We start from the raw sequence: 24796 nt of genomic DNA on the forward strand, positions 1-24796 counted from the left end.
AGAGAAACTTTGTGATGATGACGCTCAATCTGGGAAACCTGGCGACGTTTCGCCTGGTCGTACAGCGCGGGAGCTTCTCCGCCGCTGCTGATGTGCTGGGATTGTCGCAGCCTGCGGTAAGTCTGCAGGTGCGACAGCTGGAGCAATTTCTGCAGACCAGACTGCTTGAGCGAACCGGGCGAAGCATCAAAGCAACGGCGGCCGGAATCGCATTGTTGGCGCATAGCGAGCAGATTGAACAGGCGGTGAGCGCGGCAGTGCAATCGGTGAGCGAGTTCAATCGTGAAGTTAGCGGCTCGATAACGCTGGGTACTGGAGCAACCGCCTGCATTCATCTTTTACCCTCGCTATTACTAACGCTGCGCGAGCGGCATCCTTTGCTGACCGTCGGCGTGACCACCGGCAACACGCTGGATATTGTGCGGGCTGTAGAAGAAAACCGACTTGATTTAGGGTTGGTTACGCTCCCGGCAACTGGGCGTAACCTGGCGGTGACGCCAGTTATGGATGAAGAATTTGTCTGTATTTTTGCCCGTAATCAGGAGGTATTACCGCCAGCCGTTACGCCGGAGGTTCTGCAAACTCTGCCGTTAATTGCATTTGAATCGGGCAGCGGAACCCGGGATCTGATTGACGGTTGGTTCCTGGCTGATGGTCGGGCAATCGCGCCAGTGATGCAGTTAGGCAGTATTGAGGCGATTAAGCGTATGGTGCGTGCAGGGCTAGGGTTTAGCATTGTGCCGAGAATGGCGGTAGAGCACCCGCATGATCGCATTGGCTTAACTGTTCAATCATTGACTCCGCTGCTGCATCGCCAGTTAGGCATAATCATGCGGCAGGATAAAATTATCAGCAAAGGTATTGCTGAGATCCTGCGTTTACTGCAGAAGTTGGAGGCGGCTCAAGCGTAGCGCGTTTTCAACAATGCAATGGTCGAATCAACCAACGGGTGGTGACGCTCGCTGTTCCACGCTGCCGCCGCGGTAACAACCATCTGCTTCTCTTCCAGCGTTTTTATCACCACATTAGCCGGTGCCAGTTTGCGGGTGGATGCGGGAACCAGCGCGATGCCCTGGCCGCAGCTGACAAACGCAATCTGCGAACTGACCGAGCGAACCTCATGCAGGATGCGGGGAGTAAAACCGTGGGTTCGGCATAGCGAGGTGAGCAGATCAAACCAGGCCGGGCTGACCTGTCGTGCTGACATTATCATTGGTTCCTTTGCCAATGCGCGCAGGCTGACGCGATGCTGTGAGGCCAGCGGATGATCGGTCGGTAGTGCGACGGCCAGACGCGATTCTTCTAGCGGCAAAGTGATGATATGGCCTCCGACCTCACTTTCCAGACGCACGAAAGCCAGGTCCAGTTCACCGTTCTCCAGCGCGGGGATCGCATCAACGCTATCGATTTCCCGAATAAATATCGTTAGCCCAGGCGTGGCGCGCTTAAGTTCCTCCAGCAATGGGGGCAAGGTCTCCAGCATGGCCGAGGTTATTGCCCCGATATTCAATACCGCCGAGTGGCCTGCGGCTATTTCATCGATGGTTCTGTCCAACTGGCTGAGCTGGTCGGCGAACTGGCGTACCGCGGGCAGGAGTGCGGATCCGGCCGGGCTCAGGCGGGTCCCGCGCCGTGAACGCTCGAATAGCTGGAGTTTCAGCCCGTGCTCCAGGAGCTTGATTTGTTCCGTTAGTGGCGGTTGCGACATCCCCAGGCGCAGCGCTGCGCGGCCAAAGTGTTCCTCTTCGGCGACGGCGAGAAACATCCATAGCTGCTTGATACGACGAAAATCAATATTGCTCATAGGCGATATTCTGTTAATGAATTCGTATCACAGAGTTTATTTTATAAGAATTTACATATCAACATGGCTGGTTATTATCTCTGTCCGGGAATGATGAGCAATGAGGATATGATGAGCATGCAGTCGGAGTTTACCCAGCAGCGTTTACCGATGACGGTACAGGGCGTTGAGCTTGATATCGCGTCCATTAGCCGGGAAGGAGCAGGGGAGCCGGTGGTTTTTCTTCACGGTTTTGGCTCCAGCAAGGAAGATTACGCTGATTTCGTGCTCCATCAAGCCTTTGAGGGGCAGCCGTTTATTGCCTGGGATGCACCCGGCTGTGGTGAGAGTCAATGCGCCGATTATAGCAAGATGGGGTTACCCTTCCTGCTTGAGACGGCGTTGAAGGTGATTTCCCATGCGGGGTTTACGCGTTTTCACCTGGTCGGGCATTCCATGGGAGGATTAACGTCGCTTCTGCTGGCACACGCTTTTCCCGAGCGAGTGCTAAGTTTTGTGAATATTGAGGGTAATATCGCGCCGGAAGATTGTTTTTTGAGCCGACAAATTGTGCAATATGCTGAGTCGGACGCGGAACGTTTCTTCGCGCGTTTTATTGAACGCACTCGCCACTCGCCAGCCTGGGCCAGCGCGCTCTACGCCAGCAACCTGCGGCAGAAGGTTCACGCTGAGGCGGTGCCGGGGATTTTCTCTTCGATGGTGGATTATTCTGACCACGGTGAGCTAATGGAGAAATTCCTCAATTTACCGTGTCCAAAAATGTTTATGTACGGCGACCAGAATGCCGGGCTGAGCTATTTATCTTCTATTGCCCGCCGTGGTGTAAAGCTGGCAGAAATTCCGCATTGCGGACATTTCCCTATGTATTCAAACTCGCCGGAGATGTGGCGACAAGTAGCTTTATTGCAACAGGTCGCGCGGTATCAGGATGAATAAAACGCCATCTTCACAACTGGTCGGCGTACTATTTTCCGTGTGCGCGGCTTTTGGTTTCTCGTTTAAGGCAATATTTGTCAAGCTTGCCTACGAGCAGGCAACGGTCGATGCCATCACTTTGCTCATGTTGCGGATGACCCTGTCGTTACCTTTCGTCATCCTGGTTGCTCTACGGGGGTTGCGTAGCGGCAGTCCTCTACAGCGTCGTGATTATCTTCTGCTGCTGTTGCTGGGAATAGTGGGATATTACGGTTCGGCGATCCTGGATTTTATGGGGTTGCGCTATATTACTGCCGGGCTTGAACGTCTGATCTTATTTACCTACCCGGCGCTCACTATTCTGATGGGCGTCCTGTTTTTGGGTAAGCGTTTTGAAAAAAAGGTACTCCTGGCCTTAGTGCTTTCCTGGTCGGGAATTCTGCTGGCGTTTGTCCACGATTTGCAGATTAGCGGCGATATCCATAGCCTGGTTCTCGGTGGCGGTCTGGTTGCCGCCGCGGCCTTACTGTATGCCATTTATAATGCCGGGTCAGAGGTGGCAATCCGGCGCATGGGGTCGATGAAGTTCTCGGTTCTTGCCCTGCTGGTTTCATCCCTGGCCACGCAAACCCATTTTTATCTTGCGCAACCGTTATCCGCGCTTAACCTGCCGTGGCAGGTATACCTATGGTGTGGCGCGATGGCGCTCTTCTCAACCGTATTACCGATCTTCTGGCAGTCGGCGGCAGTGCAGCGCATTGGTGCCGAGCGCGCCGTGCTGATCGGCCTTCTGGGACCGATGCTGACAATATTCTTTAGCTGGTGGTTACTGGGGGAACCCATTTCGCTGGCGCAAATAGCGGGCACGCTGTTGGTGATGGCGGGCGTACTGGTCGTGATTCGTCATTAGAGATGTTGAGCGTTTACTTTTGCTCAGGCGCTTTTGCTGAACCTGAAGGCTCAACGGTGATAGTGGATTGCTGCGATTGCTTCTTGTCCTGATGATGGTACCAGGCACCGATGGAGGAGTAGACAAAGCGTCCAAAGAAGAAGATAAAGCTGATAAGCAGTACGATACGGGTCATGCGACGGTTAAATCGATGTCGTTTACGCATACTGGGTGCCTGACTCACAAAAGGTTCCTTGAAGTATACCCAAAGGATGGGCGATGTGCGTATTAAGGCACAGGAATGCGGGAGGGTCAATTGGTGAGGATGTAAAAATCCGAGGGGTAAAACATTAATTAATGTTATATAAGATAATCCTCGTATTTACATGCTTTCTGCTTATGGCGAATGGATGTTAAAAAAACGCTCTTATTAATATTAGCTGCGCAATTTTTTGATTTATATCAATCGTCTGTTCTCTCTGAGAACTAAAATCACCAGCCAGTTCCGCGTTGTTATTCCTGGCGCGATTATGACGGTTGGTTGGATGCCTGCCTGAATATACCCTGCAGGATTAGGGGTTATCCGTAGAGCATCTATGAACTTGATTAAACTATACAGGCAATATCGAGATAAATGGTGGGCGCTTCCTCTCGTCTTACCCATGCTTTTGCTCCCCGTATCACGATGGGCTAATACCGCTGCGTTGCTGAACGGTAATAATGTTTCTCTGTACTATTTACCTCTGGCATTAGTCCTCAGCCTGATGCTATTTTTTGGCTGGGCCGCGTTGCCGGGAATTGTTCTCGGTTTATTACTTTCCATAACGCGCGGTATGACGTTTGAAGATACCATCGGCGTTATTTTTCATTTTCTTATTCCAACCGTGCTGTGCTGGGGGGGATACCGAATTTTTGTGCCGCAAAGGCAGCAAACCTCGCATGGTAACATAAAGCTGATGCCACAGAGGCTGTTCTGGCAAATGCTGCTGCCCTCGTGCATTTTTCTCACCCTTTCCCAGCTGGCAGAGTATCTTGGTATTCATCCCCGAGCGACGGGGTTGATAGGCATTAATCCTTTTAGCTTACGTTCGCTAATCACCTTTCAGGCTTTGATGGTTGGATGTTTGACTGGCGTACCGCTGTGCTATTTTTTAATTAGAATTATCCGAAATCCACTCTATATTCGGGGTTTTATTTCTCAGGTACGCTTACAAATCGATCCGAAAATTAAGTATTTTGAGATCTTTTTGTGGGCCGCGGTGCTGTTAATGTTATTAGTTTTACTATTAATGCCGTTGAGTCATTCGAGTACCATATTTAGTACCAATTACACGTTATCATTGCTTATGCCCGTGATGCTGTGGGGAGCAATGCGATTTGGCTACCGTTTCATATCATTGATTTGGCCGCTGGTATTAATTGTTGTTATTCATTTCCATTATCGATATCTACCACTTTCTCCAATTTACAATAACCAGTTAGCGATTACCTCCTCCAGTTATCTGGTGTTCTCTTTTATTATCGCCTATATGGCGATGTTGGCGACTCAGCAGAGAGTTATTTACGCGCGCGTACGAAGGATGGCCTTCCTTGACCCGGTTGTTCATTTGCCGAATTTACGTGCTTTAAGTCGCGCGTTGAATCACTCGACCTGGTCTGTCCTGTGTTTCCTGCGCATTCCTGAACTGGAGATATTAGGGCGCCATTATGGCGTTTTGCTGCGTATTCAGTACAAGCAGAAACTGGCTGAGTCCCTTGGCGAGCTATTAAATGCTGGAGAAGATGTCTATCAGATGGCGGGGCATGAGCTGGTTATCCGCCTCAACAGCGAAAATCATCAGCAGCGGATCCCGTTATTGCATGAACATCTCAAAAAGTTTCGTTTTATCTGGAACGGTATGCCGATGCAACCACCTGCGGGGTTTAGCTATTGCAACGTTCGGTCTCCAGTGGTTCACCTGCATTTGCTACTTGGCGAACTTAACAGCGTGGCTGACCTTTCGCTGGCGACCGGAAATCCTGAGAATCTACAGCGTCGTGGCGCCATTAATTTGCAGCAAGAGCTGAAAGACAAAGTCACGATGATGAATCTGCTGGTGAAGGCGCTGGAGCAGGATCGGTTTCTCCTGATGGCGCAACCGATCGTCGGTATTCGTGGCGATAGCTACCATGAAGTTCTGCTGAGGATGCTGAACGACAACGATGAAATCATCATGCCAGATGCGTTTTTACCAGTGGCGTACGAATTTGGTCTCTCTGCGCGCATTGATAGCTGGGTTCTGGAGCATACGCTTCTCTTTATGGATAAACAGCGCAAGAAGCTACCCGGTATACGGCTAGCGATTAATATTTCGCCTTTTTCAGTGAGTAATAGCCATTTTCATCAGCAAGTGAAAACGCTGCTGGCGCATTACGATATTGAACCCTGGCAGATTATTTTTGAACTGACCGAAAACCATTCACTGACCAATCCGGAACAAGCGCGGAAAACGCTGGCGCAGCTTCAGGAACTGGGCTGTCGCGTGGCGATTGATGACTTTGGTACCGGTTATGCCAGCTATGCGCGGCTGAAAACGATGAATGCGGACCTGCTGAAAATTGATGGTAGCTTTATTCGCAACCTTGTCACCAGCAGTCTTGATTATCAGGCCGTTGCGTCCATTTGCCTTCTTGCGCGAATGAGAAATATGCAGGTAGTGGCTGAGTATGTCGAAACACCAGAGGTTCGTCAGGCGGTGATTTCGTTAGGGATCGATTATATGCAGGGCTACGACATCGGTAAACCCGCCCCGCTTGAGGCATTGGTTGCGGATTGAACAGTCAATGGGCCGGTTATCCGGCCCATTGAGATAGGTTAACTTGCTGCGGCAGGCTTTTCTTCTTCGCTAATCTTCAGCCACCAGTCCGGAACGCCTTCCCAGTACTCTTGCTCTTTTTCCAGATCGAGCAGAACCAGCGCATTCTGGCTGAACCAGTCGTGTGGAAACGTCAGCGTCCAGTGGTTCGCTTCGGTCTTCAACGTGAGAGTCGGCGGGGTTGTCGTCGCCTGACGTTGGTTATTCAGCAGTACGCCAAGGCGCAGAAGCTGAATCAGCGGCAGAAACTGCTTTTTCTTAAACAGCGTAAAGCGCGGTAAATCATCCAGCTTGATCGCTTTACGGTGATAGCGAACTAACGTCGCCATAAGCATTTGCTGTTCCTGATTAAAGCCCGGCAGGTCGCTGTTTTGCAGGATATAAGCCGAATGGCGGTGCATACCGCTGTGGTTAATATTCAGGCCGACTTCGTGCAGCATGGTTGCCCATTTTAGCAGCGCTGCCAGATGGGGATTAGCAAGCTTAGGATTTTGTTCCTGCCACTGTTCGAACATATGCGTGGTTGTCTCCAGCACCCGACGCGCCTGCTCGCGGTCGATATTGTACTGGTTAGCCAGGCTTTGCGCGGTGCGGCTGCGGATATCCTGATGACGGAAACGTCCTTCCATCTCATAAAGTACGCCTTCGCGCAGCGCGCCATCAGATAAACGCAGCTCTTTAATCGCCAGCGCGTCAAACACCCCGCAAAGGATAGCCAGACCGGGGGCAAAAACGGCTTTACGGTCTTCAGAAAGTCCCGGCAGGCTAAGCGAATCGAAGTTTTTATACTTCAGTAGCTCTTCGACCAGCATCTCGAGGCGCTCAGGGGTAATAAAACCGTCTTTCTCGCCCATGGCCACCAGGACTTCATGAGCGGCTTTAATGGTACCCGACGCGCCCAGGGCGACGTTCCAGCCCTGAATGCGGAACTGCCAGGCCAGCGTTTCCAGCTTCTGCACGGCTGACAGGCGCGCGCGCTGGAAGTTTTCTTTGCTGATGATGCCGCCAGGAAAGTAGACCTGGGAGAAGCTCACGCAGCCCATACGACGGCTTTCTACCAGACGGGGCTCGAAATCCTCGCCGATGACCAGCTCAGTTGAACCGCCGCCGATGTCGATAACCAGCTTGCGGCCTCGCTCTGGCTGCGTATGCTCCACGCCCATAAAAATCAGGCGCGCTTCTTCGTTACCGGGGATTATCTCAATCGGATAGGGGATAACCTGTTCCGCACGCTTGAGAAATTCGGCAGCGTTTGTTGCCTGGCGTAACGTGTGCGTGCCGACGATGCAGACGCTCGATGGGTCAAAGCCCTGCAGGCGTTCGGCGAACAGCGACAGGCAGTTTAGCCCGCGGCTGATGGCTTCTTCGCTCAGAACCGAATTTTCATCCAGACCATCGGCCAGATGCACGCGCTGTTTCAGACGACCGATGATCTGCATTGCCCCGTCAACGACACGGGCGATCACCATATGAAAACTGTTCGAACCAAGGTCGACCGCAGCAAACTCCTGCGGCCGAGGGGCTTTTTCGTTTATTGGCATAGGTTAATCGGGCTGTTCAAGTGATTTGAGATAGTCGTATATCGCCATCTGTGCGCGAACTTTACGGCGGTTGCCGCGCGGCACGTAGCGATTACTCAGTTCTTTATCAAGATAGCGTGCTTTTACCGTATCGTTGAACAGGATATCGAAAATATCCAGCACGCGCTGTTTTAGTCTTGGATCCAGCAGCGGCGCGGCGACTTCGATACGATAGTCAATATTGCGCGTCATCCAGTCTGCAGACGATAGCCACACCTGTTTATCGCCGCCGTTTTCGAAGCTATAGACCCGGTCGTGCTCAAGGAAACGGTCCACGATGCTGATCACGCGAATATTATCACTGATTCCTTCCAGACCGGGAATCAGTGAGCACATGCCGCGAATCAGCAAATTAACCGGGACACCGGAGCTTGAGGCCGCGTAGAGACGGTCTACCAGGCCTTTATCAACCAGATTATTCAACTTCAGGGCAATACCGGAAGGCTGGCCATTCTGCGCATTGGCGATTTCGCGATCGATCATTTCATAAAGCAGACGGCGCGAGTTCTGCGGCGATACCAGCAGATAGTCGAAGCTGACCGGGCGGTATGGGTTTTCGATAAAGTTAAACACCCGGCGGACTTCATTGGTGATGCGCGCATCGGCGGTCAGTAATGAATAGTCGGTGTAAAGACGCGCCGTTTTTTCGTTGAAGTTGCCGGTACCGATATGCGCATAGCGGACGACTTCATCACCCTCTTTACGGGAAACGAGGAACAGTTTGGCGTGAATCTTCAGCCCCGGTGCGGAGAAGATAACGTGCACGCCGGCTTCGGTCAGGCGTTTGGCCCAGTGAATGTTGGCCTCTTCGTCGAAACGAGCCTGCAGTTCTACGACTACGGTGACTTTCTTGCCGTTGTGGGCAGCGTGAATCATCGAATCGATAATTCGCGAATCTTTAGCCACGCGGTAAATGTTGATTTTAATAGCCAGCACGCTGGGGTCGAATGAAGCCTGGCGCAGCAGTTCCAGCACGTGCTCGAAGGTATGGTACGGATAGTAGAGCAGCACGTCGCGCTCTCGAATGGCGTCAAAGCCGTTGCGGAACTTATCGAACCACAGATGGCGCAGACGCGGCATCGGCTTGTTGACCAGATTGGCTTTACCAACATTCGGGAAGCCAATAAAGTCTTTAAAGTTATGGTAGCGTCCGCCCGGCAGCATCGAGTCGTAGTTGGAGATAGAGAGCTTATCGCGCAGCATCTCGACCATCGCGTCTGGCATATCGCGCTGATAGACAAAGCGCACCGGTTCGGCGGTCAGGCGCTGTTTCAGGCTAGAGGACATCAGCTCCATCAGACTCGATTCCATCTCGTGTACCAGGTCATATTCGGCATCACGGGTCATCTTCATCGAATAGGCGTTCAGCGCGTCGTAGTCAAAGAAGCCTTTAAAGATATCATCCAGGCAGTAACGCAGAATGTTATCTAACAGAATCATTGGCTTGCGGCGGCGAGGTGCTTCCGGTGGAAGGTTCACAAAACGTGGAACCTTGTCAGACGGAATTTCCAGCAGCGCGTAGTTGATCGCGTCACCGCGAATAATCTCGACGGCCAGATAGGTGTAATCATCCTTCAGAAACTGTACCAGATCCGTTTCGCGGTTAATCAGAATCGGCGTAATGTGCTGACGAAGATACAGCTTGAAGTAGTTTCGCAGCCAGGACTGCTGATTGACCGAAAGCTGGCGTTCGTTAATCAGGAAAATTTGGTTACGCGCCATTTCCAGCAGCAGCTCGTTATATAAACCGTCGAACTCCTGATCGGCCTTAAGCACGCGGGCCTGGATTTTACCCAGCAGGTGGCGAGAGTGGGCGGTACTGCCTTGTTCTTCGCTAATGATGATGCGGCGCTTCAGCTCGGCAAAGCGCACTTTATAAAATTCATCGAGGTTGTTTGAGTAAATACCCAAAAAGCGCATGCGCTCGATCAGCGGGTTGCTTTTGTCTGCCGCTTCCTGAAGTACGCGCTCGTTAAAGGACAACCAGCTGAGTTCTTTTTCGATGTATAGCTTTTCCTGGCCCATTACAGCTCACACTCCGTTTTACTCACAGGACATAGACTATTATGACGAAATTTTCCGCATAGCGATTCACTGTGTCACAACAATATGACAGTAAGAAGAATTATTTCTGCAATATGATTGATTGCTAAACGATTTTAATCAAAAAAAGCCCCGCGTGGATAAAACGCAGGGCGGTGGATTACTCTTCGGCAGCGTAGCCTTGCGGCGGTAGCTTTATCTCATCAAGCCAGGCTTCGTTTCCCGCCGAACGCAGGCGCCCGTCAACAAACCAGCTGATAGCCAGCGGGTAGATATCGTGCTCCTGGGCCTGAACGCGAGCGGTAATATCATCCTCGGTATCTTCGGCAAAGACGGGGACTTTAGCCTGCAGAACGACCGGGCCGCCATCCAGTTCATCGGTGACGAAGTGTACCGATGTGCCGTGCTCCTCATCGCCGTTTTCCAGCGCCTGACGATGGGTGTGCAGCCCCGGGTATTTCGGTAGCAGAGAAGGGTGGATGTTCAGCAAGCGCCCCTGATAGTGCGCGACAAATGCCGGGCTGAGAATGCGCATATAGCCCGCCAGAACGACCAGATCCGGACCGTAGGCATCTATCTCATGCATCAGCTGGCGATCGAAAGCTTCACGGCTGGGGAACAGGTTGGCCGCGAGCGCATGGGCCGGAATATTCGCCTCACGCGCGCGTTCAAGGCCGAACGCGTCGGCCTTATTGCTGAAGACTGCACGCAGGGTGCCGTTGATTTTCTTCCGGGCGCAGGCGTCGATAATCGCCTGCAGGTTGCTACCGTTACCGGAAATCAGCACCACGATGTTTTTCATTCAATGACCACACGCTGTTCGGAATCAGAGGCTTTGATATAACCTATTTTCCATGCGTTTTCACCTTTGTCATTGAGGAAAGCAACGGCTTTGTCCGCCGCTTCAGCCGGGAGTGCGATAACCATGCCGACGCCGCAGTTAAAGGTACGATACATCTCATGGCTGCTGACGTTACCGGCAGTTTGCAGCCAGTTAAACACTTCCGGCCACTGCCAGGAAGATTCATCAATCACTGCCTGAGTATTATCCGGTAAGACGCGCGGGATGTTTTCCCAGAAGCCGCCACCGGTCAGGTGGGCGATGGCGTGCACGTCAACGTTGGCAATCAGGTCGAGCACGGACTTCACATAAATGCGGGTTGGCGCCAGCAGGTGGTCGGCCAGAGGCTTACCGTTGAGGTCGGTAGCTTGCGGGTCAACGCCGCTCACTTCGATAATTTTACGCACCAGAGAGTAACCGTTGGAGTGCGGACCGCTGGAGGCCAGCGCGACCAGCACATCGCCATCGGCCACTTTGCTGCCGTCGATAATTTCTGATTTTTCTACCACGCCGACGCAGAAACCGGCTACGTCATAGTCTTCGCCATGGTACATGCCCGGCATTTCCGCCGTTTCGCCACCGACCAGCGCACAGCCTGACTGCAGGCAACCTTCGGCGATGCCGCTGATGACGCTGGCTGCGGTATCCACATCCAGTTTCCCGGTGGCGTAGTAATCGAGGAAGAACAGCGGTTCTGCGCCCTGAACCACAAGGTCGTTCACGCACATGGCGACCAGGTCGATACCGATAGTGTCGTGACGCTTCAGGTCCATCGCCAGACGCAGCTTAGTGCCGACGCCATCGGTGCCGGAGACCAGTACCGGCTCGCGATACTTCTGCGGCAGCGCGCACAGTGCGCCGAATCCGCCCAGTCCACCCATCACTTCCGGGCGACGGGTTTTCTTCACCACGCCCTTAATACGGTCGACGAGAGCGTTGCCTGCATCAATATCCACGCCGGCATCTTTATAGCTGAGAGAAGTTTTATCGGTCACTGCGAAGTCTCCACGCGTTTGCGGTAGCAATAAAAAACGGCGCAATTCTAACAGGGAAAGCAAACGTTTGCGAGCCTGCTTTACAGTGGATGTAAAACGGCCGTTAAGTGCGCAAATTTGATACTGTTCACGAAAATGAAACCGGGTACATTCTTCTGCTTGCCAGCGTAGTTGGGAATAATCATCATGCCACTGAAACCGGTTTCTTTTCTGTTTCAAAGAGAGATAGCCGTGAATTTGATGGATTCAGGAGGGAAGTTGAGGATGAAAATTGCCGCATTTGATATCGGTGGCACGGCGTTAAAAATGGGCGTAATGACGTGTGAAGGCGCTCTACTGGATAAAGGAAAGCAGACCATCATCGATAGCAATGGCGACCAGATCCAGCAGGCGATGCTGGCGTGGATCGCCGCTCATCCTGAATGCGAAGGCGTCGCAATCAGCGCTCCCGGCTATGTTAACCCGCACACCGGCTTTATCGAAATGGGCGGCGCCATCCGGAAATTTGATAACTTCGCCATCAAGAGTTGGCTCGAAGAGCAGGTTGGACTGCCCGTCGCCATTGAGAATGATGCCAACTGTGTGCTGCTGGCTGAACGCTGGCAGGGAAAAGCCGCTGAAATGGCCAACTTTCTGGTGCTGACCATCGGCACCGGTATCGGCGGGGCGATTTTCTGTAATAACCAGTTGGTCCACGGTGCTCGCTTCCGCGCGGGTGAATTCGGCTATATGCAAACGGCTCGCCCCGGCACCCGGGATGTGCGGCGTTACTCAATGAATGAAAACTGCACGCTGCGCGTTCTGCGTCATCGCTATGCTGAACATATCGGTAAAACGCTGGATGAAGTGACCGGTGAAGAAATTTTTGACCGCTATGATGCGGGCGATGCCATCTGTCGGCGTCTGGTTTCCGAATTTTTTAACGGTCTCGGTACCGGGCTTTACAACCTCGTCAACTTATTCGACCCACAGACGATTTTGATCGGCGGCGGGATTGTGGAACGACCGGGCTTCCTGGCGCTGCTGCGCGAGCATCTGGCCTGGTTTGGCATTGCGGAATATATCGACACCGTCAGCCACGGCAACGATGCCGGGCTGGTAGGGGCCGTTTACCATTTCAATCAGCAATATCGGTCGCATAGCAGCGACTGCGCATAGGGAGAGAACATGTCTGGATTTAAAGAAGGTTTTCTGTGGGGCGGTGCGGTTGCGGCGCATCAGCTGGAAGGCGGCTGGAAAGAGGGTGGTAAAGGCGTAAGCGTTGCCGACGTCATGACCGCAGGCGCGCATGGCGTACCGCGCGAAATCACCGACGGCGTGCTGCCCGGAAAAAACTACCCGAATCACGAGGCGATTGATTTCTACCATCGCTATAAAGACGACATTCAGCTGTTTGCCGAAATGGGCTTCAAATGCTTCCGCACTTCTATTGCCTGGACGCGTATTTTCCCGCAGGGGGATGAGCTGGAACCTAACGAAGCCGGGCTGCAGTTTTACGACGACCTGTTCGATGAGTGCCACAAGCACGGCATTGAGCCGGTGATTACGCTTTCCCACTTCGAAATGCCCTATCATCTGGTGACGGAGTACGGCGGTTGGCGTAACCGTAAACTGATTGATTTCTTCGTTCGCTTTGCGCAGGTGGTGTTTACCCGCTATCAGCATAAGGTGAAGTACTGGATGACCTTTAATGAGATCAATAACCAGGCTAACTTCCACGAAGATTTTGCGCCGTTCACCAACTCCGGGCTGAAGTATCTGCCGGGTGAAGACCGCGAACCGATTATGTATCAAGCGGCGCACTATGAGCTGGTCGCCAGCGCGCTGGCGGTTAAAGCTGCTCGTGAAATCAATCCGTCATTGCAGATTGGCTGCATGATCGCTATGTGCCCGATTTACCCGCTGAGCTGTGCGCCAAACGACATGATGATGGCGATGAACGCCATGCATCGCCGCTATTGGTTCACCGATGTTCACGTGCGCGGTAAATACCCACAGCATCTGTTGAACTACTTCGAACGTCGCGGTTTTGCGCTGGATATTACCGATGAGGACCGGGTGGCGCTGACTCAGGGCTGCGTCGACTATATTGGCTTTAGCTACTATATGTCGTTCGCCACCAAAGCAACTGAGGATAACCCGCAGCTGGATTATGATGAAACCACCAGCCTGGTCTCTAACCCTTACGTACAGAAGTCTGACTGGGGCTGGCAGATTGACCCGGTCGGGCTGCGCTACTCCCTGAACTGGTTCTGGGATCACTATCAGCTGCCGCTGTTTATTGTTGAGAACGGCTTCGGCGCTATCGACGTGCGTGAAGCAGACGGATCGGTAGATGACCAGTATCGTATCGACTATCTCTCAGCCCACATCGCCGAGATGAAAAAAGCGGTCGTTGAGGATGGTGTGGACCTGATGGGCTATACCCCGTGGGGTTGTATTGACCTGGTCTCCGCGGGTACCGGTGAGATGAAAAAACGCTATGGCTTTATCTATGTGGATAAAGACAACGAGGGCAACGGCACGCTGGCGCGCAGCCGCAAGAAATCTTTTGCCTGGTATCAGCAGGTTATCGGCAGCAACGGCGAAAAGCTATAAATCGCCGCAAAGCCACGCCCAGCCCCGCTTTAGCGGGGTTTTTTTATTTTGTCTTATACTGGCTCAGGCAGCGTAAATCATTTTGGTTGATCGCGGTCAAACATATCGGCTATGGCGCAAAAGGAAAAAAGCGGTATAATCCGGCGATTTTTTTTGTGGCTGCCCCTCAGAGGAGAAAGAGAATGAAGATTGTGGAAGTGAAACACCCACTCGTCAAACACAAGCTGGGCCTGATGCGCGAGCACGACATCAGCACCAAACGCTTCCGTGAACTCGCCTCAGAAGTGGGCAGCTTACTGACTTATGAAGCCACGGCCGACCTGGCGACCGAGAAAGTCACCATTGAAGGCTGGAACGGCCCGGTAGAAGTTGAGCAGATCAAAGGTAAGAAAATTACCGTGGTGCCGATTCTGCGCGCGGGTCTGGGTATGATGGAAGGCGTCCTTGAGCACGTGCCAAGCGCGCGCATCAGCGTTGTGGGCATTTACCGTAACGAAGAAACCCTGGAGCCAGTACCTTACTTCCAGAAACTGGTGTCCAATATCGACGAACGTATGGCTCTGGTGGTTGACCCAATGCTGGCAACCGGCGGCTCAATGATCGCGACCATCGACCTGCTGAAAAAAGCGGGCTGCACCAGCATTAAGGTGCTGGTTCTGGTCGCCGCGCCGGAAGGTATCGCCGCGCTGGAGAAAGCGCATCCGGATGTGGAAATGTACACCGCGTCAATTGACCAGGGGCTTAACGAGCACGGATACATTATTCCGGGGCTCGGCGATGCCGGCGATAAGATTTTTGGTACGAAATAAATGATGAAGTAAAAAAAGCCGACTTTGATAGTCGGCTTTTTTTTGAATAAAACACACCAACAGCAACCAATAAACGACTCTCAGAGGAAAATGCCATGACGCGCCGTGCTATCGGGGTCAGTGAAAGACCGCCGCTTTTACAGACAATCCCGCTTAGTTTGCAACATCTGTTCGCCATGTTTGGCGCAACCGTACTGGTGCCCGTTCTGTTTCATATCAACCCGGCCACGGTACTGCTGTTTAACGGCATCGGAACGCTGTTATATCTTTTCATCTGCAAAGGTAAAATTCCGGCTTATTTAGGATCGAGCTTTGCGTTTATCTCCCCGGTGCTCCTTCTGCTACCGTTGGGCTACGAAGTCGCTCTCGGCGGCTTTATTATGTGCGGCGTGCTGTTCTGCATCGTCTCCTTTATTGTTAAAAAAGCCGGTACCGGCTGGCTGGATGTGATGTTCCCTCCGGCGGCGATGGGCGCGATTGTTGCGGTTATCGGTCTGGAGCTGGCGGGCGTCGCGGCGAATATGGCCGGTCTGCTGCCTGCTGACGGGCAATCGCCGGACAGCAAAACCATCATTATTTCGATGGTAACGCTGGCGGTGACGGTCTTCGGTTCCGTGCTGTTCCGCGGTTTCCTGGCAATTATCCCGATTTTAATCGGCGTGCTGGTCGGTTACGCGCTTTCCTTCGTGATGGGGGTTGTTGATACCACGCCCATCGCCGAGGCGCATTGGTTCGCGCTGCCGACCTTCTATACGCCGCGTTTTGAATGGTTCGCCATTTTCACTATTCTGCCCGCGGCGCTGGTGGTGATCGCTGAGCACGTTGGGCACCTGGTGGTGACGGCCAATATTGTCAAAAAAGATCTGATCCGCGATCCGGGTCTGCATCGCTCAATGTTTGCCAACGGCCTGTCTACAGTGATCTCCGGCTTCTTTGGCTCAACGCCGAATACCACCTACGGTGAGAATATTGGCGTGATGGCGATTACCCGCGTTTACAGCACCTGGGTTATCGGCGGGGCGGCGATCATCGCGATTCTGCTCTCCTGTGTTGGCAAGCTGGCGGCGGCTATCCAGATTATCCCGCTGCCGGTGATGGGCGGCGTCTCTCTGCTGCTTTACGGCGTGATCGGTGCATCAGGTATTCGCGTACTGATTGAATCAAAAGTTGATTATAACAAGGCGCAGAACCTGATTCTGACTTCAGTTATCCTGATCATCGGCGTCAGCGGCGCAAAGGTGCATATTGGTGCGGCAGAATTGAAAGGTATGGCCCTGGCGACCATCGTCGGTATCTGCCTGAGCTTGATCTTCAAACTGATCAGCGTCCTGCGTCCGGAAGAGGTTGTCCTTGACGCGGCAGACAGCGAAGAAGCAAAACATTGATCCCTGGGCCGGGCAGCGATCCTGCCCGGTTCTCTCCTTATGTATTTCTGTGTTAAACTCTTCGCGTTTTTCTGCAAGCCTATGTTGAGGTCCATCTGAACGCACCGGCACAGCTCTCTTTGCCACTGTACCTTCCCGATGATGAAACTTTCGCGAGTTTCTGGCCGGGTGATAACCCTTCTCTTCTTGCTGCCCTTCAGAACGTGCTGCGGCAGGAACATAGCGGATACATCTATATCTGGTCACGCGAAGGGGCGGGGCGTAGCCATCTATTACACGCGGCCTGCGCGGAGCTCTCCCAGCGCGGCGATGCGGTGGGCTACGTTCCCCTGGATAAACGGACGTGGTTTGTTCCTGAAGTACTGGACGGAATGGAGCAACTTTCGCTGGTGTGCATCGATAATATTGAATGCGTGGCGGGCGATGAACTATGGGAAATGGCTATTTTCGATCTCTATAACCGTATCCTTGAATCAGGCAAGACCCGGCTGCTGATTACCGGCGACCGACCACCGCGCCAGCTCAAACTGGGCCTGCCGGATCTGGCTTCGCGTCTCGACTGGGGGCAAATCTACAAGCTACAGCCGCTATCGGATGAAGATAAGCTCCAGGCGCTTCAGCTGCGCGCCAGGCTGCGTGGTTTCGAAATGCCGGAAGATGTTTGCCGGTTCCTGCTTAAACGTCTGGATCGCGAAATGCGTTCGCTATTTATGACGCTCGATCAGCTCGATCGCGCTTCAATTACCGCTCAGCGCAAGCTGACCATTCCTTTTGTTAAAGAGATCCTCAAGCTTTAGCAGGCCGCGGCTTGAGGATCCCGCACCTTAGTTAACGATTTCCAGAACCTGCTCCGGCGGACGGCCGATACGAGCCTCACCGTGGCTGACGACAATGGGCCGTTCAATCAGCTTTGGATTCTCGATCATCGCCTGGATCAGCGCATCCTCGCTCAGCTGCGGGTTGGCGAGATCCAGCGATTTATAGAGATCTTCTTTCTGGCGCATTAATTCGCGTGCGCTGGCCATTCCTAACATCTTCAGCAGCTGGCGCAGCGTTGCGGCATCCGGCGGCGTTTCCAGATAGAGCACCACTTCAGGGTCGATACCGTTAGCCTTCAGCAGGCTCAGGGTGTCGCGACTCTTGGAGCAGCGAGGGTTATGATAGATTTTGACCGTATCGGACATGAGGTCTCCTTACATTTTCTGGTACGGTTTGAAACGTTCCTGCAGCTGGCGCAGCTGGTCGATACGCGCATCGTAGCGGGCTTGCTGCAAGCTGCCTAATTTCACCTGCGAACTGGCGCTGCTGAGAAGCGTGATGGCCTGATCGAGCCTGCCTACCAGCGCCATGCCTTCCGCTCTGGCCGCCAGCTCCTGATCGCGATTGCCGAGTTTGGCTTCCGCCTGCGCCAGTAAATCCCAACCGTTGCCGTCATCTTTATTATTGAAGGTGTAGCGGTTAAGGATATTCGCGGCTTCCGCCGGCTGTCCGCCTTCAAGCAGGGCGTTGGCGAGGTTAAGCTGCAGCACCGGATTGGTACGAACCTCACGGGCGCTTTTAAGACGATTAATCGCGTCAGTCGCTCTGTTTTGTCCCAGATCGATATCGGTCGCCAGGTCAAGATACCAGGCGTTTTGCGGTTCAGCGTTCAGCAGCGGCTGTAGCGTTTTGCGCGCCAGATCGTAATTATTACTGCCCATCGCCAGCAGGGCGCGGCCATACTGGGCGGCATGCTGCTCGCGGATATTGCCTTTTTCCCAACTGCTTAGCAGATCATTGCCCAGCTTATTGTCGCCGGAGGTATACATCCCCAACGTCCTGGCTTTTGCCAGATAGAAGTCAGCCGAGGACTGCACGACAACCGGGCGCATCTGGTTCGCGCGGTTACGGGCATCGGACAGGCGACTTTCCGGCAATGGGTGGGTCAACAGCATTTCCGGCGGGCGGGTGGAGTAGCGTGATTCGTCAAGCAGCTTACCCATAAACGCCGGCATTGCCTGCGGGTCGAAGCCTGAACGCTGAAGGACCTGAATACCAATACGGTCGGCCTCTTCTTCGTTTTGCCGTGTAAAGCTAATCATCCCTTGTTGAGTCCCTGCCAGGGTGCCGGTCAGCGCAGCCATCCCGGCCTGCGGACTGGCCATCGCCAGCAGGATAGAACCCAGCGCTCCTACCCAGGTTAGAGGGGCATTACGCTTTTGGTCTTCCATCGCGCGGGCAAGGTGGCGCTGGGTAACGTGAGAAATTTCGTGCGCCATCACCGATGCCAGCTCGCTCTCGGTATCGGAATAGCGGAAAAGGGCCGAGTGCAGCACAACGTTACCGCCGAAGAAAGCGAAGGCGTTAATTTGATCGTTATTTATCAGATAAAAGTGGAACGGAGTACGCACTGAATTGGCGTGCGAGACCAGGCGCATGCCCAGACCATTAATATACTGCACCAGAAGCGGGTCATTGATTAACGGCGCACTGCCGCGCAGCTGGCGTACATAGTAATCTCCCATCTGCATTTCCTGGCCGATGGAGAGCGTGCTTCCTGCGGAGGTGCCCATGTCCGGCAGGGTATCTGCGGTATCGGCAAAAGCAGGTAATATTGAACCCAGCGTCAGCGACGCTATAACGGTTGCCACCAGCGTTTTCTTCAACTGCCTGAACATAACCTCTGTCCTGTAATGTAGGTGTGCCAGTTTGACCGATTGTGCGGCGTAATGTTCCCTGACCGCAAGCAAGTTCAGCGAGTTTAGCCGTCGTTAGCGGCGTTGCAAATATCATATTCACCCGGTCATTAATGTTTGTGGTTTTAACCATAAAAAGCGAAGTCTTTTTTGTGACATTTCGATACAATTCCCGAGATTGTTACAGCTTTGCTCTTCAGGGAAGGGTTTTATGCTTCAGATGTTAATGCAGTGGTACCGTCGTCGGTTCAGCGATCCGGAGGCGATAGCGCTGCTGGTCATTTTGCTGGCCGGGTTTGGCATTATGTTTTTCTTCAGCGGCCTGCTGGCACCTCTACTGGTGTCTATTGTTCTGGCTTATCTGCTGGAGTGGCCCACGGTCAGACTGGAGCGTATCGGTTTTTCACGTACCTGGGCTACCTCGGTCGTTCTGATTCTGTTTGTTGGCATTCTGCTGTTGATGGCATTTGTGGTGATGCCGGTTGCCTGGCAGCAAGGCATTTATCTGATTCGCGATATGCCAGGGATGCTGAATAAACTTTCTGATTTTGCCGCGACGGTGCCGCGTCGTTATCCAGCCTTAATGGATGCCGGGATTATCGATGCCATGGCGGAGAATATGCGCGGGCGGATGTTAACCGTTGGTGATTCGGTAGTGAAATATTCGCTTGCGTCGCTGGTCGGGCTGCTGACTCTGGCAGTTTATCTGGTATTGGTGCCGTTGATGGTTTTCTTTCTGCTGAAAGACAAAGAGCAGATGCTTAACGCCGTGCGCCGGGTGCTGCCGCGCAACCGCGGGCTGGCGGGGCAGGTGTGGAAAGAGATGAACCAGCAAATTACTAACTATATCCGCGGTAAGGTGCTGGAGATGATCGTCGTCGGCGTGGCGACGTGGATTGGCTTTATCCTGTTTGGTCTTAATTACTCCCTGCTGCTGGCGGTACTGGTCGGTTTCTCGGTATTAATCCCCTATATCGGCGCGTTTGTGGTCACCATTCCGGTGGTGGGCGTGGCGCTGTTCCAGTTTGGCGCTGGCACCGAGTTCTGGAGCCTGTTTGCGGTGTATCTGATTATTCAGGGGCTCGATGGAAACCTGCTGGTACCGGTGTTGTTTTCGGAGGCTGTTAACCTGCACCCGCTGGTGATTATTCTGTCGGTGGTGATTTTCGGCGGCCTGTGGGGATTCTGGGGCGTGTTCTTTGCTATCCCGCTGGCGACGCTCATCAAAGCGGTGGTCCATGCCTGGCCGGATGGCCTGATTGTGGAAGACGAGAGTTAGCGCGAAGCTGAAGGGAATGTCTTAAAAAGACGCCGGGGGATGTGAGAACGACCCGGCGTCTTGCGTTTGATTGAGCGTCAGGCGTTTTCTTTCAGCCAGTTCAGCACCACGTCGTGGTGATTGCTGGTTTTGAAATCATCAAACACATGTTCGATTTTGCCGTCGGCGTCGATGAGGAAGCTAATACGGTGAATACCGTCGTAGGTTTTCCCCATAAATGTTTTTTCACCCCAGATACCAAACTGCTCGCATACCTGATGATCTTCATCAGACAGCAAGGTGAAGTTCAGCAACTCTTTTTCGGCGAAGCGGGAGAGTTTTTCTGGTTTATCCGTACTGATTCCCAGTACTTCAACGCCTGCTTTTTTCAGGTCGTCCATGTTATCGCGTAAACCGCACGCTTGTACGGTGCAGCCCGGGGTCATGGCTTTCGGATAAAAATAAACCAGAACACGCTGTCCCTGGAAGTCGGTCAAATTTACTTCCTCGCCGTCCTGGTCCGGTAAGCTAAATTTCGGTGCAATATCACCGGCTTTCAGTGGGTTCATTACTCAAACTCCATCCTGTTCATCATGCTGTGAATAATTAACGATGTTAATACTGCCTTGTGCATTCAGTTCTGTACATAGGGCTTTGAACGCTTGTTCGATATTTGATGCATTTTGCGTAGTCGGGCTGTGGGCGGTGATTTGGATAAAAAGCTGTGCTGAATCGTCGTTTGTTCCCGGCTGGGTGCGGGAAACCAGCTCGGCGATGTTCATTTTCCACGTGTCGCACAGGGCAGTAAATCGCTCAATAATATGCGGCGAATCCGGCACCTCAACCTGAACCCAGACGGTATTCTGCATCACCTGAGGGGGCCTTGCGGTCGTACGCTTCATCACGATAAGCAGATCCAGCTCGGCGCCTTTCAGCGGCAGAGTTGATTCAATCAGGTTAATTGCATTCCACGTACCGGAAAGCAGCATGATAAACGTAAACTCATCACCAAGCATGGCCAGCCGACTGTCTTCGATATTACAGCCGCAGCTGCTGACGTGACGAGTGATCGTATTCACGATGCCTGGGCGGTCAGCACCCAACGCGGTAATAACCAGATAGTGTTGTAATGAGGCTGTCAAACCTGTTCTTCCTTTAAAAAGGTGAGGTAACGTTAGGAAAGCATAAAAAAAACCGGCATACAACATCCCTGATGGCATCGGGTCTCTTGCTTTTATTGCGGCACCAAACGTAACATTGAGAATCTTGTCCCACTTATGCTCTGAGGATGGCCCATGTTTACGGGAAGTATTGTAGCGCTTGTCACGCCAATGGATGAAAACGGCAACGTCTGCCGGTCAAGCCTGAAAAAACTGATTGATTACCATGTCGCCAACGGAACCTCGGCGATCGTTTCGGTAGGTACTACCGGAGAGTCCGCAACATTGAGCCATGAAGAGCATGGTGACGTGGTTATGCAGACGCTGGAACTGGCCGACGGGCGTATCCCGGTCATTGCTGGTACTGGTGCTAATGCAACCGCAGAGGCAATTAGCCTGACCAAGCGGTTTAACGATAGCGGCGTGGTGGGTTGCCTGACGGTAACACCGTATTACAACCGTCCGACGCAAGAAGGGCTGTTCCAACACTTTAAAGCTATCGCAGAACATACTGACCTGCCGCAAATTCTGTATAATGTGCCGTCCCGTACCGGTTGCGATATGCTCCCTGAAACCGTCGGCCGTCTGGCGGAAATCAAAAATATTATCGGTATTAAGGAAGCTACAGGGAACTTAAGCCGCGTTCATCAGATCAAAGAGCTGGTTTCAGATGACTTTATTCTGCTGAGCGGCGATGACGCGACCGGAATGGACTTTATGCAGCTTGGCGGTCATGGCGTGATCTCCGTAACAACAAACGTTGCGGCGCGCGAAATGGCCGAGATGTGCCGACTGGCGCTAGCAGGTCAATTTGCCGAAGCTCGTGCGATTAACCAGCGTCTGATGCCATTGCATACCAAATTATTTGTCGAACCCAACCCTATCCCGGTCAAATGGGCCTGTAAGGCGTTGGGTCTTGTGGCGACCGATACGCTACGCCTGCCGATGACCCCGATTACCGAAAACGGTACCAAGGTCGTGACCGCAGCGCTGAAGCATGCCGGTTTGCTGTAAAGTTTAGGGAGATTTGATGGCTTACTCAGTACAGAAGTCGCGCCTGGCGAAGGTTGCGGGTGTTTCGCTGGTTCTACTCCTCGCGGCCTGTAGTTCTGACTCGCGCTATAAGCGTCAGGTGAGCGGCGACGAGGCCTATTTGCAGGCTACGCCGCTTAGTGAACTTCACGCGCCAGCAGGGATGATCCTGCCGGTTCAGGTGGGTGATTATAATATTCCGGTTGCGACCAGCACCGGCAACACAGGTAAAGGCCTGGACATTCGTCCACCGGCTCAGCCTCTGGCGCTGGTCAGCGGCGCGCGCACTCAGTTCAATGGTGATACCGCGACGTTGATGGTGGAAAATGGCCGCAGCGGTTCGCTGTGGGCGCAGGTGGCAAGCATCGTGCAGTCGAAAAACTACACTATCGCGAAACGCGATGATGCCAGCCAGACGCTGAATACCGACTGGGTCGAATGGAATCGCCTCGATGAAGACCAGCAGTACCGTGGTCGCTATCAAATCTCAGTTAAACAGCAGGGCTATCAGCAGGCGGTGGTTGTGAAGCTGGTGAATCTGGAGCAGGCGGGTAAACCGGTTGCCGATCCGGCTTCGCTGCAGCGCTACAGTACCGCTATGCTGAACGTCATTTCCGAAGGCTTGGATCTGAACGCGACCACTGCGCAGAACGCCGCGCAGAAAAATGCCGGTGCAACCTTCGACGTGCAGAGCGGTGCCGATGATACCGGCCTGCCGATGCTGGTCGTTCGCGCACCGTTTAACCTGGTGTGGCAACGCCTGCCGGGCGCGCTGGAAAAAGTGGGCATGAAGGTAACCGATAGCTCCCGTTCTCAGGGCAGCTTCTCTGTGACCTACAAACCGCTATCCGACAGCGGCTGGACCGATCTGGGCGCGCGTGACCCGCAGCTGGTATCCGGTGATTATAAACTGCAGGTCGGAGACCTCGATAACCGCAGCAGTCTGCAGTTTATCGACCCGAAAGGTCATACTCTGACGCAGTCGCAAAATGATGCCCTGGTTGCCGTATTCCAGGCCGCATTAAGTAAGTAATAAACAGGGCTGGAGCAATCCGGCCCTTTTTAATGTATAGTGACGCAAACGTGTGCGTCAGCAAAAAAGCACAAATTTTTATCGTTAATCATCACTGGAGTGACAAAGATGCAAAAGCTAGCTGAGTTGTATCGTGGTAAAGCGAAGACCGTTTACAGCACCGAAAACCCGGATCTGCTGGTACTCGAATTCCGTAACGATACGTCAGCAGGTGACGGTGCTCGCATTGAGCAGTTCGATCGTAAAGGCATGGTGAACAACAAGTTCAACCATTTCATTATGAGCAAACTGGCGGAAGCGGGTATCCCAACCCAGATGGAAGCTCTGTTGTCCGATACCGAGTGTCTGGTGAAAAAACTGGATATGGTGCCGGTGGAGTGTGTTGTGCGTAACCGCGCTGCCGGTTCGCTGGTGAAACGCTTAGGGATCGAAGAAGGCATCGAGCTGAACCCGCCGCTGTTTGACCTGTTCCTGAAAAACGACGCCATGCATGATCCTATGGTCAATGAATCCTACTGCGAAACTTTTGGCTGGGTGAGCAAAGAGAACCTGGCGCGCATGCAGGAACTGACCTACAAAGCTAACGACGTGCTGAAAAAGCTGTTCGACGATGCCGGTCTGATCCTGGTGGACTTCAAGCTGGAGTTCGGTCTGTTCAAAGGTGAAGTGGTGCTGGGTGATGAATTCTCACCGGATGGTAGCCGCCTGTGGGACAAAAAGACCATGGATAAAATGGATAAAGACCGCTTCCGTCAGAGCCTCGGCGGCCTGATTGAAGCCTACGAAGAAGTGGCTCATCGCCTGGGCGTTAAGCTCGACTAATCTCCCGACGCCAGAGGAAGACCCCTTCTTCTGGCGCTCTTCTTGCTGTTTCCTGTGGTAATCCTCCGCTGAACCGCCTACGATCTCATACATTGGTTAATA

23 protein-coding genes are annotated in these 24796 nt (G+C 53.0%); 13 read left to right on the plus strand and 10 right to left on the minus strand.

What is annotated here, in order from left to right; all coding sequences use genetic code 11:
- Nucleotides 1-14: 14 nt before the first annotated feature.
- Nucleotides 15-911: a LysR family transcriptional regulator gene (locus FN082_RS15530; protein WP_142981892.1), complete on the plus strand. Its 897-nt coding sequence runs from the start codon at nucleotides 15-17 to the stop codon at nucleotides 909-911.
- On the opposite strand, the gene FN082_RS15535 is transcribed toward FN082_RS15530, so the two are convergent.
- The gene (locus FN082_RS15535; RefSeq protein WP_139536759.1) at nucleotides 902-1804 is read right to left on the minus strand and encodes a LysR substrate-binding domain-containing protein; all 903 of its coding nucleotides are present in this window, start codon (nucleotides 1802-1804) and stop codon (nucleotides 902-904) included. The genes FN082_RS15530 and FN082_RS15535 overlap by 10 nt on opposite strands.
- 63 nt (nucleotides 1805-1867) lie before the next feature.
- Between FN082_RS15535 and FN082_RS15540 the strand changes: the two genes are divergently transcribed.
- Complete coding sequence (locus FN082_RS15540) at nucleotides 1868-2740, plus strand: alpha/beta fold hydrolase (protein WP_235892130.1); 873 nt, start codon at nucleotides 1868-1870, stop codon at nucleotides 2738-2740.
- On the plus strand, nucleotides 2733-3629 hold the full coding sequence (locus FN082_RS15545; RefSeq protein WP_142981893.1) for a DMT family transporter: 897 nt from the start codon (nucleotides 2733-2735) through the stop codon (nucleotides 3627-3629). The genes FN082_RS15540 and FN082_RS15545 overlap by 8 nt, the downstream gene beginning before the upstream one ends.
- Before the next feature lie 13 nt (nucleotides 3630-3642).
- On the opposite strand, the gene FN082_RS15550 is transcribed toward FN082_RS15545, so the two are convergent.
- Nucleotides 3643-3834, minus strand: a complete 192-nt coding sequence (locus FN082_RS15550; RefSeq protein ID WP_180349502.1) for a YfgG family protein — start codon at nucleotides 3832-3834, stop codon at nucleotides 3643-3645.
- 370 nt (nucleotides 3835-4204) lie between these two features.
- Between FN082_RS15550 and FN082_RS15555 the strand changes: the two genes are divergently transcribed.
- Nucleotides 4205-6424 carry a sensor domain-containing phosphodiesterase gene (locus FN082_RS15555; protein ID WP_142981894.1) on the plus strand — a complete coding sequence of 740 codons (2220 nt, stop codon included), beginning with the start codon at nucleotides 4205-4207 and terminating at the stop codon, nucleotides 6422-6424.
- 38 nt (nucleotides 6425-6462) lie between these two features.
- Here the strand turns inward: FN082_RS15555 and ppx are convergent, their stop codons facing one another.
- From ppx to purM, 4 genes are all read right to left on the minus strand, one after another.
- Nucleotides 6463-8004, minus strand: a complete 1542-nt coding sequence (ppx, locus tag FN082_RS15560; RefSeq protein ID WP_142981895.1) for an exopolyphosphatase — start codon at nucleotides 8002-8004, stop codon at nucleotides 6463-6465.
- A gap of 3 nt (nucleotides 8005-8007) precedes the next feature.
- Nucleotides 8008-10068, minus strand: coding sequence for a polyphosphate kinase 1 (gene ppk1, locus FN082_RS15565; protein WP_139536754.1), 2061 nt, complete (start codon nucleotides 10066-10068; stop codon nucleotides 8008-8010).
- A gap of 178 nt (nucleotides 10069-10246) precedes the next feature.
- Nucleotides 10247-10888, minus strand: a complete 642-nt coding sequence (gene purN / locus FN082_RS15570; protein ID WP_139536753.1) for a phosphoribosylglycinamide formyltransferase — start codon at nucleotides 10886-10888, stop codon at nucleotides 10247-10249.
- Complete coding sequence (gene purM / locus FN082_RS15575) at nucleotides 10885-11922, minus strand: phosphoribosylformylglycinamidine cyclo-ligase (protein WP_139536752.1); 1038 nt, start codon at nucleotides 11920-11922, stop codon at nucleotides 10885-10887. The genes purN and purM overlap by 4 nt, the downstream gene beginning before the upstream one ends.
- 264 nt (nucleotides 11923-12186) lie before the next feature.
- Between purM and bglK the strand changes: the two genes are divergently transcribed.
- The 5 genes from bglK to FN082_RS15605 all read left to right on the plus strand — a co-directional run bounded on the left by bglK (nucleotide 12187) and on the right by FN082_RS15605 (nucleotide 17511).
- The gene (bglK, locus tag FN082_RS15585; RefSeq protein ID WP_139536751.1) at nucleotides 12187-13080 is read left to right on the plus strand and encodes a beta-glucoside kinase BglK; all 894 of its coding nucleotides are present in this window, start codon (nucleotides 12187-12189) and stop codon (nucleotides 13078-13080) included.
- A gap of 9 nt (nucleotides 13081-13089) precedes the next feature.
- The gene (locus FN082_RS15590; RefSeq protein ID WP_142981896.1) at nucleotides 13090-14520 is read left to right on the plus strand and encodes a 6-phospho-beta-glucosidase; all 1431 of its coding nucleotides are present in this window, start codon (nucleotides 13090-13092) and stop codon (nucleotides 14518-14520) included.
- Nucleotides 14521-14702: 182 nt separating this feature from the next.
- The gene (upp, locus tag FN082_RS15595) at nucleotides 14703-15329 is read left to right on the plus strand and encodes a uracil phosphoribosyltransferase (protein ID WP_139536749.1); all 627 of its coding nucleotides are present in this window, start codon (nucleotides 14703-14705) and stop codon (nucleotides 15327-15329) included.
- Between the two features lie 95 nt (nucleotides 15330-15424).
- Nucleotides 15425-16714, plus strand: coding sequence for a uracil permease (gene uraA / locus FN082_RS15600; protein ID WP_139536748.1), 1290 nt, complete (start codon nucleotides 15425-15427; stop codon nucleotides 16712-16714).
- A gap of 95 nt (nucleotides 16715-16809) precedes the next feature.
- The gene (locus FN082_RS15605; RefSeq protein WP_213799324.1) at nucleotides 16810-17511 is read left to right on the plus strand and encodes a DnaA inactivator Hda; all 702 of its coding nucleotides are present in this window, start codon (nucleotides 16810-16812) and stop codon (nucleotides 17509-17511) included.
- A 27-nt stretch (nucleotides 17512-17538) separates the two neighbouring features.
- Here FN082_RS15605 and arsC read toward each other — a convergent pair whose 3' ends face one another.
- Both arsC and bepA read right to left on the minus strand, forming a co-directional pair.
- Nucleotides 17539-17898, minus strand: a complete 360-nt coding sequence (gene arsC / locus FN082_RS15610; protein ID WP_139536747.1) for an arsenate reductase (glutaredoxin) — start codon at nucleotides 17896-17898, stop codon at nucleotides 17539-17541.
- A gap of 9 nt (nucleotides 17899-17907) precedes the next feature.
- The gene (bepA, locus tag FN082_RS15615; RefSeq protein WP_139536746.1) at nucleotides 17908-19371 is read right to left on the minus strand and encodes a beta-barrel assembly-enhancing protease; all 1464 of its coding nucleotides are present in this window, start codon (nucleotides 19369-19371) and stop codon (nucleotides 17908-17910) included.
- A 229-nt stretch (nucleotides 19372-19600) separates the two neighbouring features.
- On the opposite strand from bepA, the gene FN082_RS15620 reads away from it, so the two are divergent.
- Nucleotides 19601-20668 (plus strand): AI-2E family transporter, encoded by a 1068-nt coding sequence (locus FN082_RS15620; RefSeq protein WP_139536745.1) that lies wholly within the window; start codon nucleotides 19601-19603, stop codon nucleotides 20666-20668.
- 77 nt (nucleotides 20669-20745) lie between these two features.
- Here the strand turns inward: FN082_RS15620 and bcp are convergent, their stop codons facing one another.
- Nucleotides 20746-21216, minus strand: a complete 471-nt coding sequence (gene bcp / locus FN082_RS15625; RefSeq protein ID WP_139536744.1) for a thioredoxin-dependent thiol peroxidase — start codon at nucleotides 21214-21216, stop codon at nucleotides 20746-20748.
- 3 nt (nucleotides 21217-21219) lie between these two features.
- Nucleotides 21220-21789, minus strand: coding sequence for a glycine cleavage system transcriptional repressor (locus tag FN082_RS15630; protein WP_185932121.1), 570 nt, complete (start codon nucleotides 21787-21789; stop codon nucleotides 21220-21222).
- Nucleotides 21790-21942: 153 nt separating this feature from the next.
- Here FN082_RS15630 and dapA point away from each other — a divergent pair, with 153 nt between their 5' ends.
- From dapA to purC, 3 genes are all read left to right on the plus strand, one after another.
- Nucleotides 21943-22821, plus strand: coding sequence for a 4-hydroxy-tetrahydrodipicolinate synthase (gene dapA / locus FN082_RS15635; protein WP_004104419.1), 879 nt, complete (start codon nucleotides 21943-21945; stop codon nucleotides 22819-22821).
- 16 nt (nucleotides 22822-22837) lie between these two features.
- Nucleotides 22838-23872, plus strand: a complete 1035-nt coding sequence (gene bamC / locus FN082_RS15640) for an outer membrane protein assembly factor BamC (RefSeq protein WP_139536742.1) — start codon at nucleotides 22838-22840, stop codon at nucleotides 23870-23872.
- 108 nt (nucleotides 23873-23980) lie between these two features.
- Nucleotides 23981-24694, plus strand: a complete 714-nt coding sequence (gene purC, locus FN082_RS15645; protein ID WP_139536741.1) for a phosphoribosylaminoimidazolesuccinocarboxamide synthase — start codon at nucleotides 23981-23983, stop codon at nucleotides 24692-24694.
- The last annotated feature ends 102 nt before the right edge of the window (nucleotides 24695-24796 follow it).

It is taken from the genome of Klebsiella spallanzanii, assembly GCF_902158555.1.
GTDB lineage: Bacteria > Pseudomonadota > Gammaproteobacteria > Enterobacterales > Enterobacteriaceae > Klebsiella > Klebsiella spallanzanii.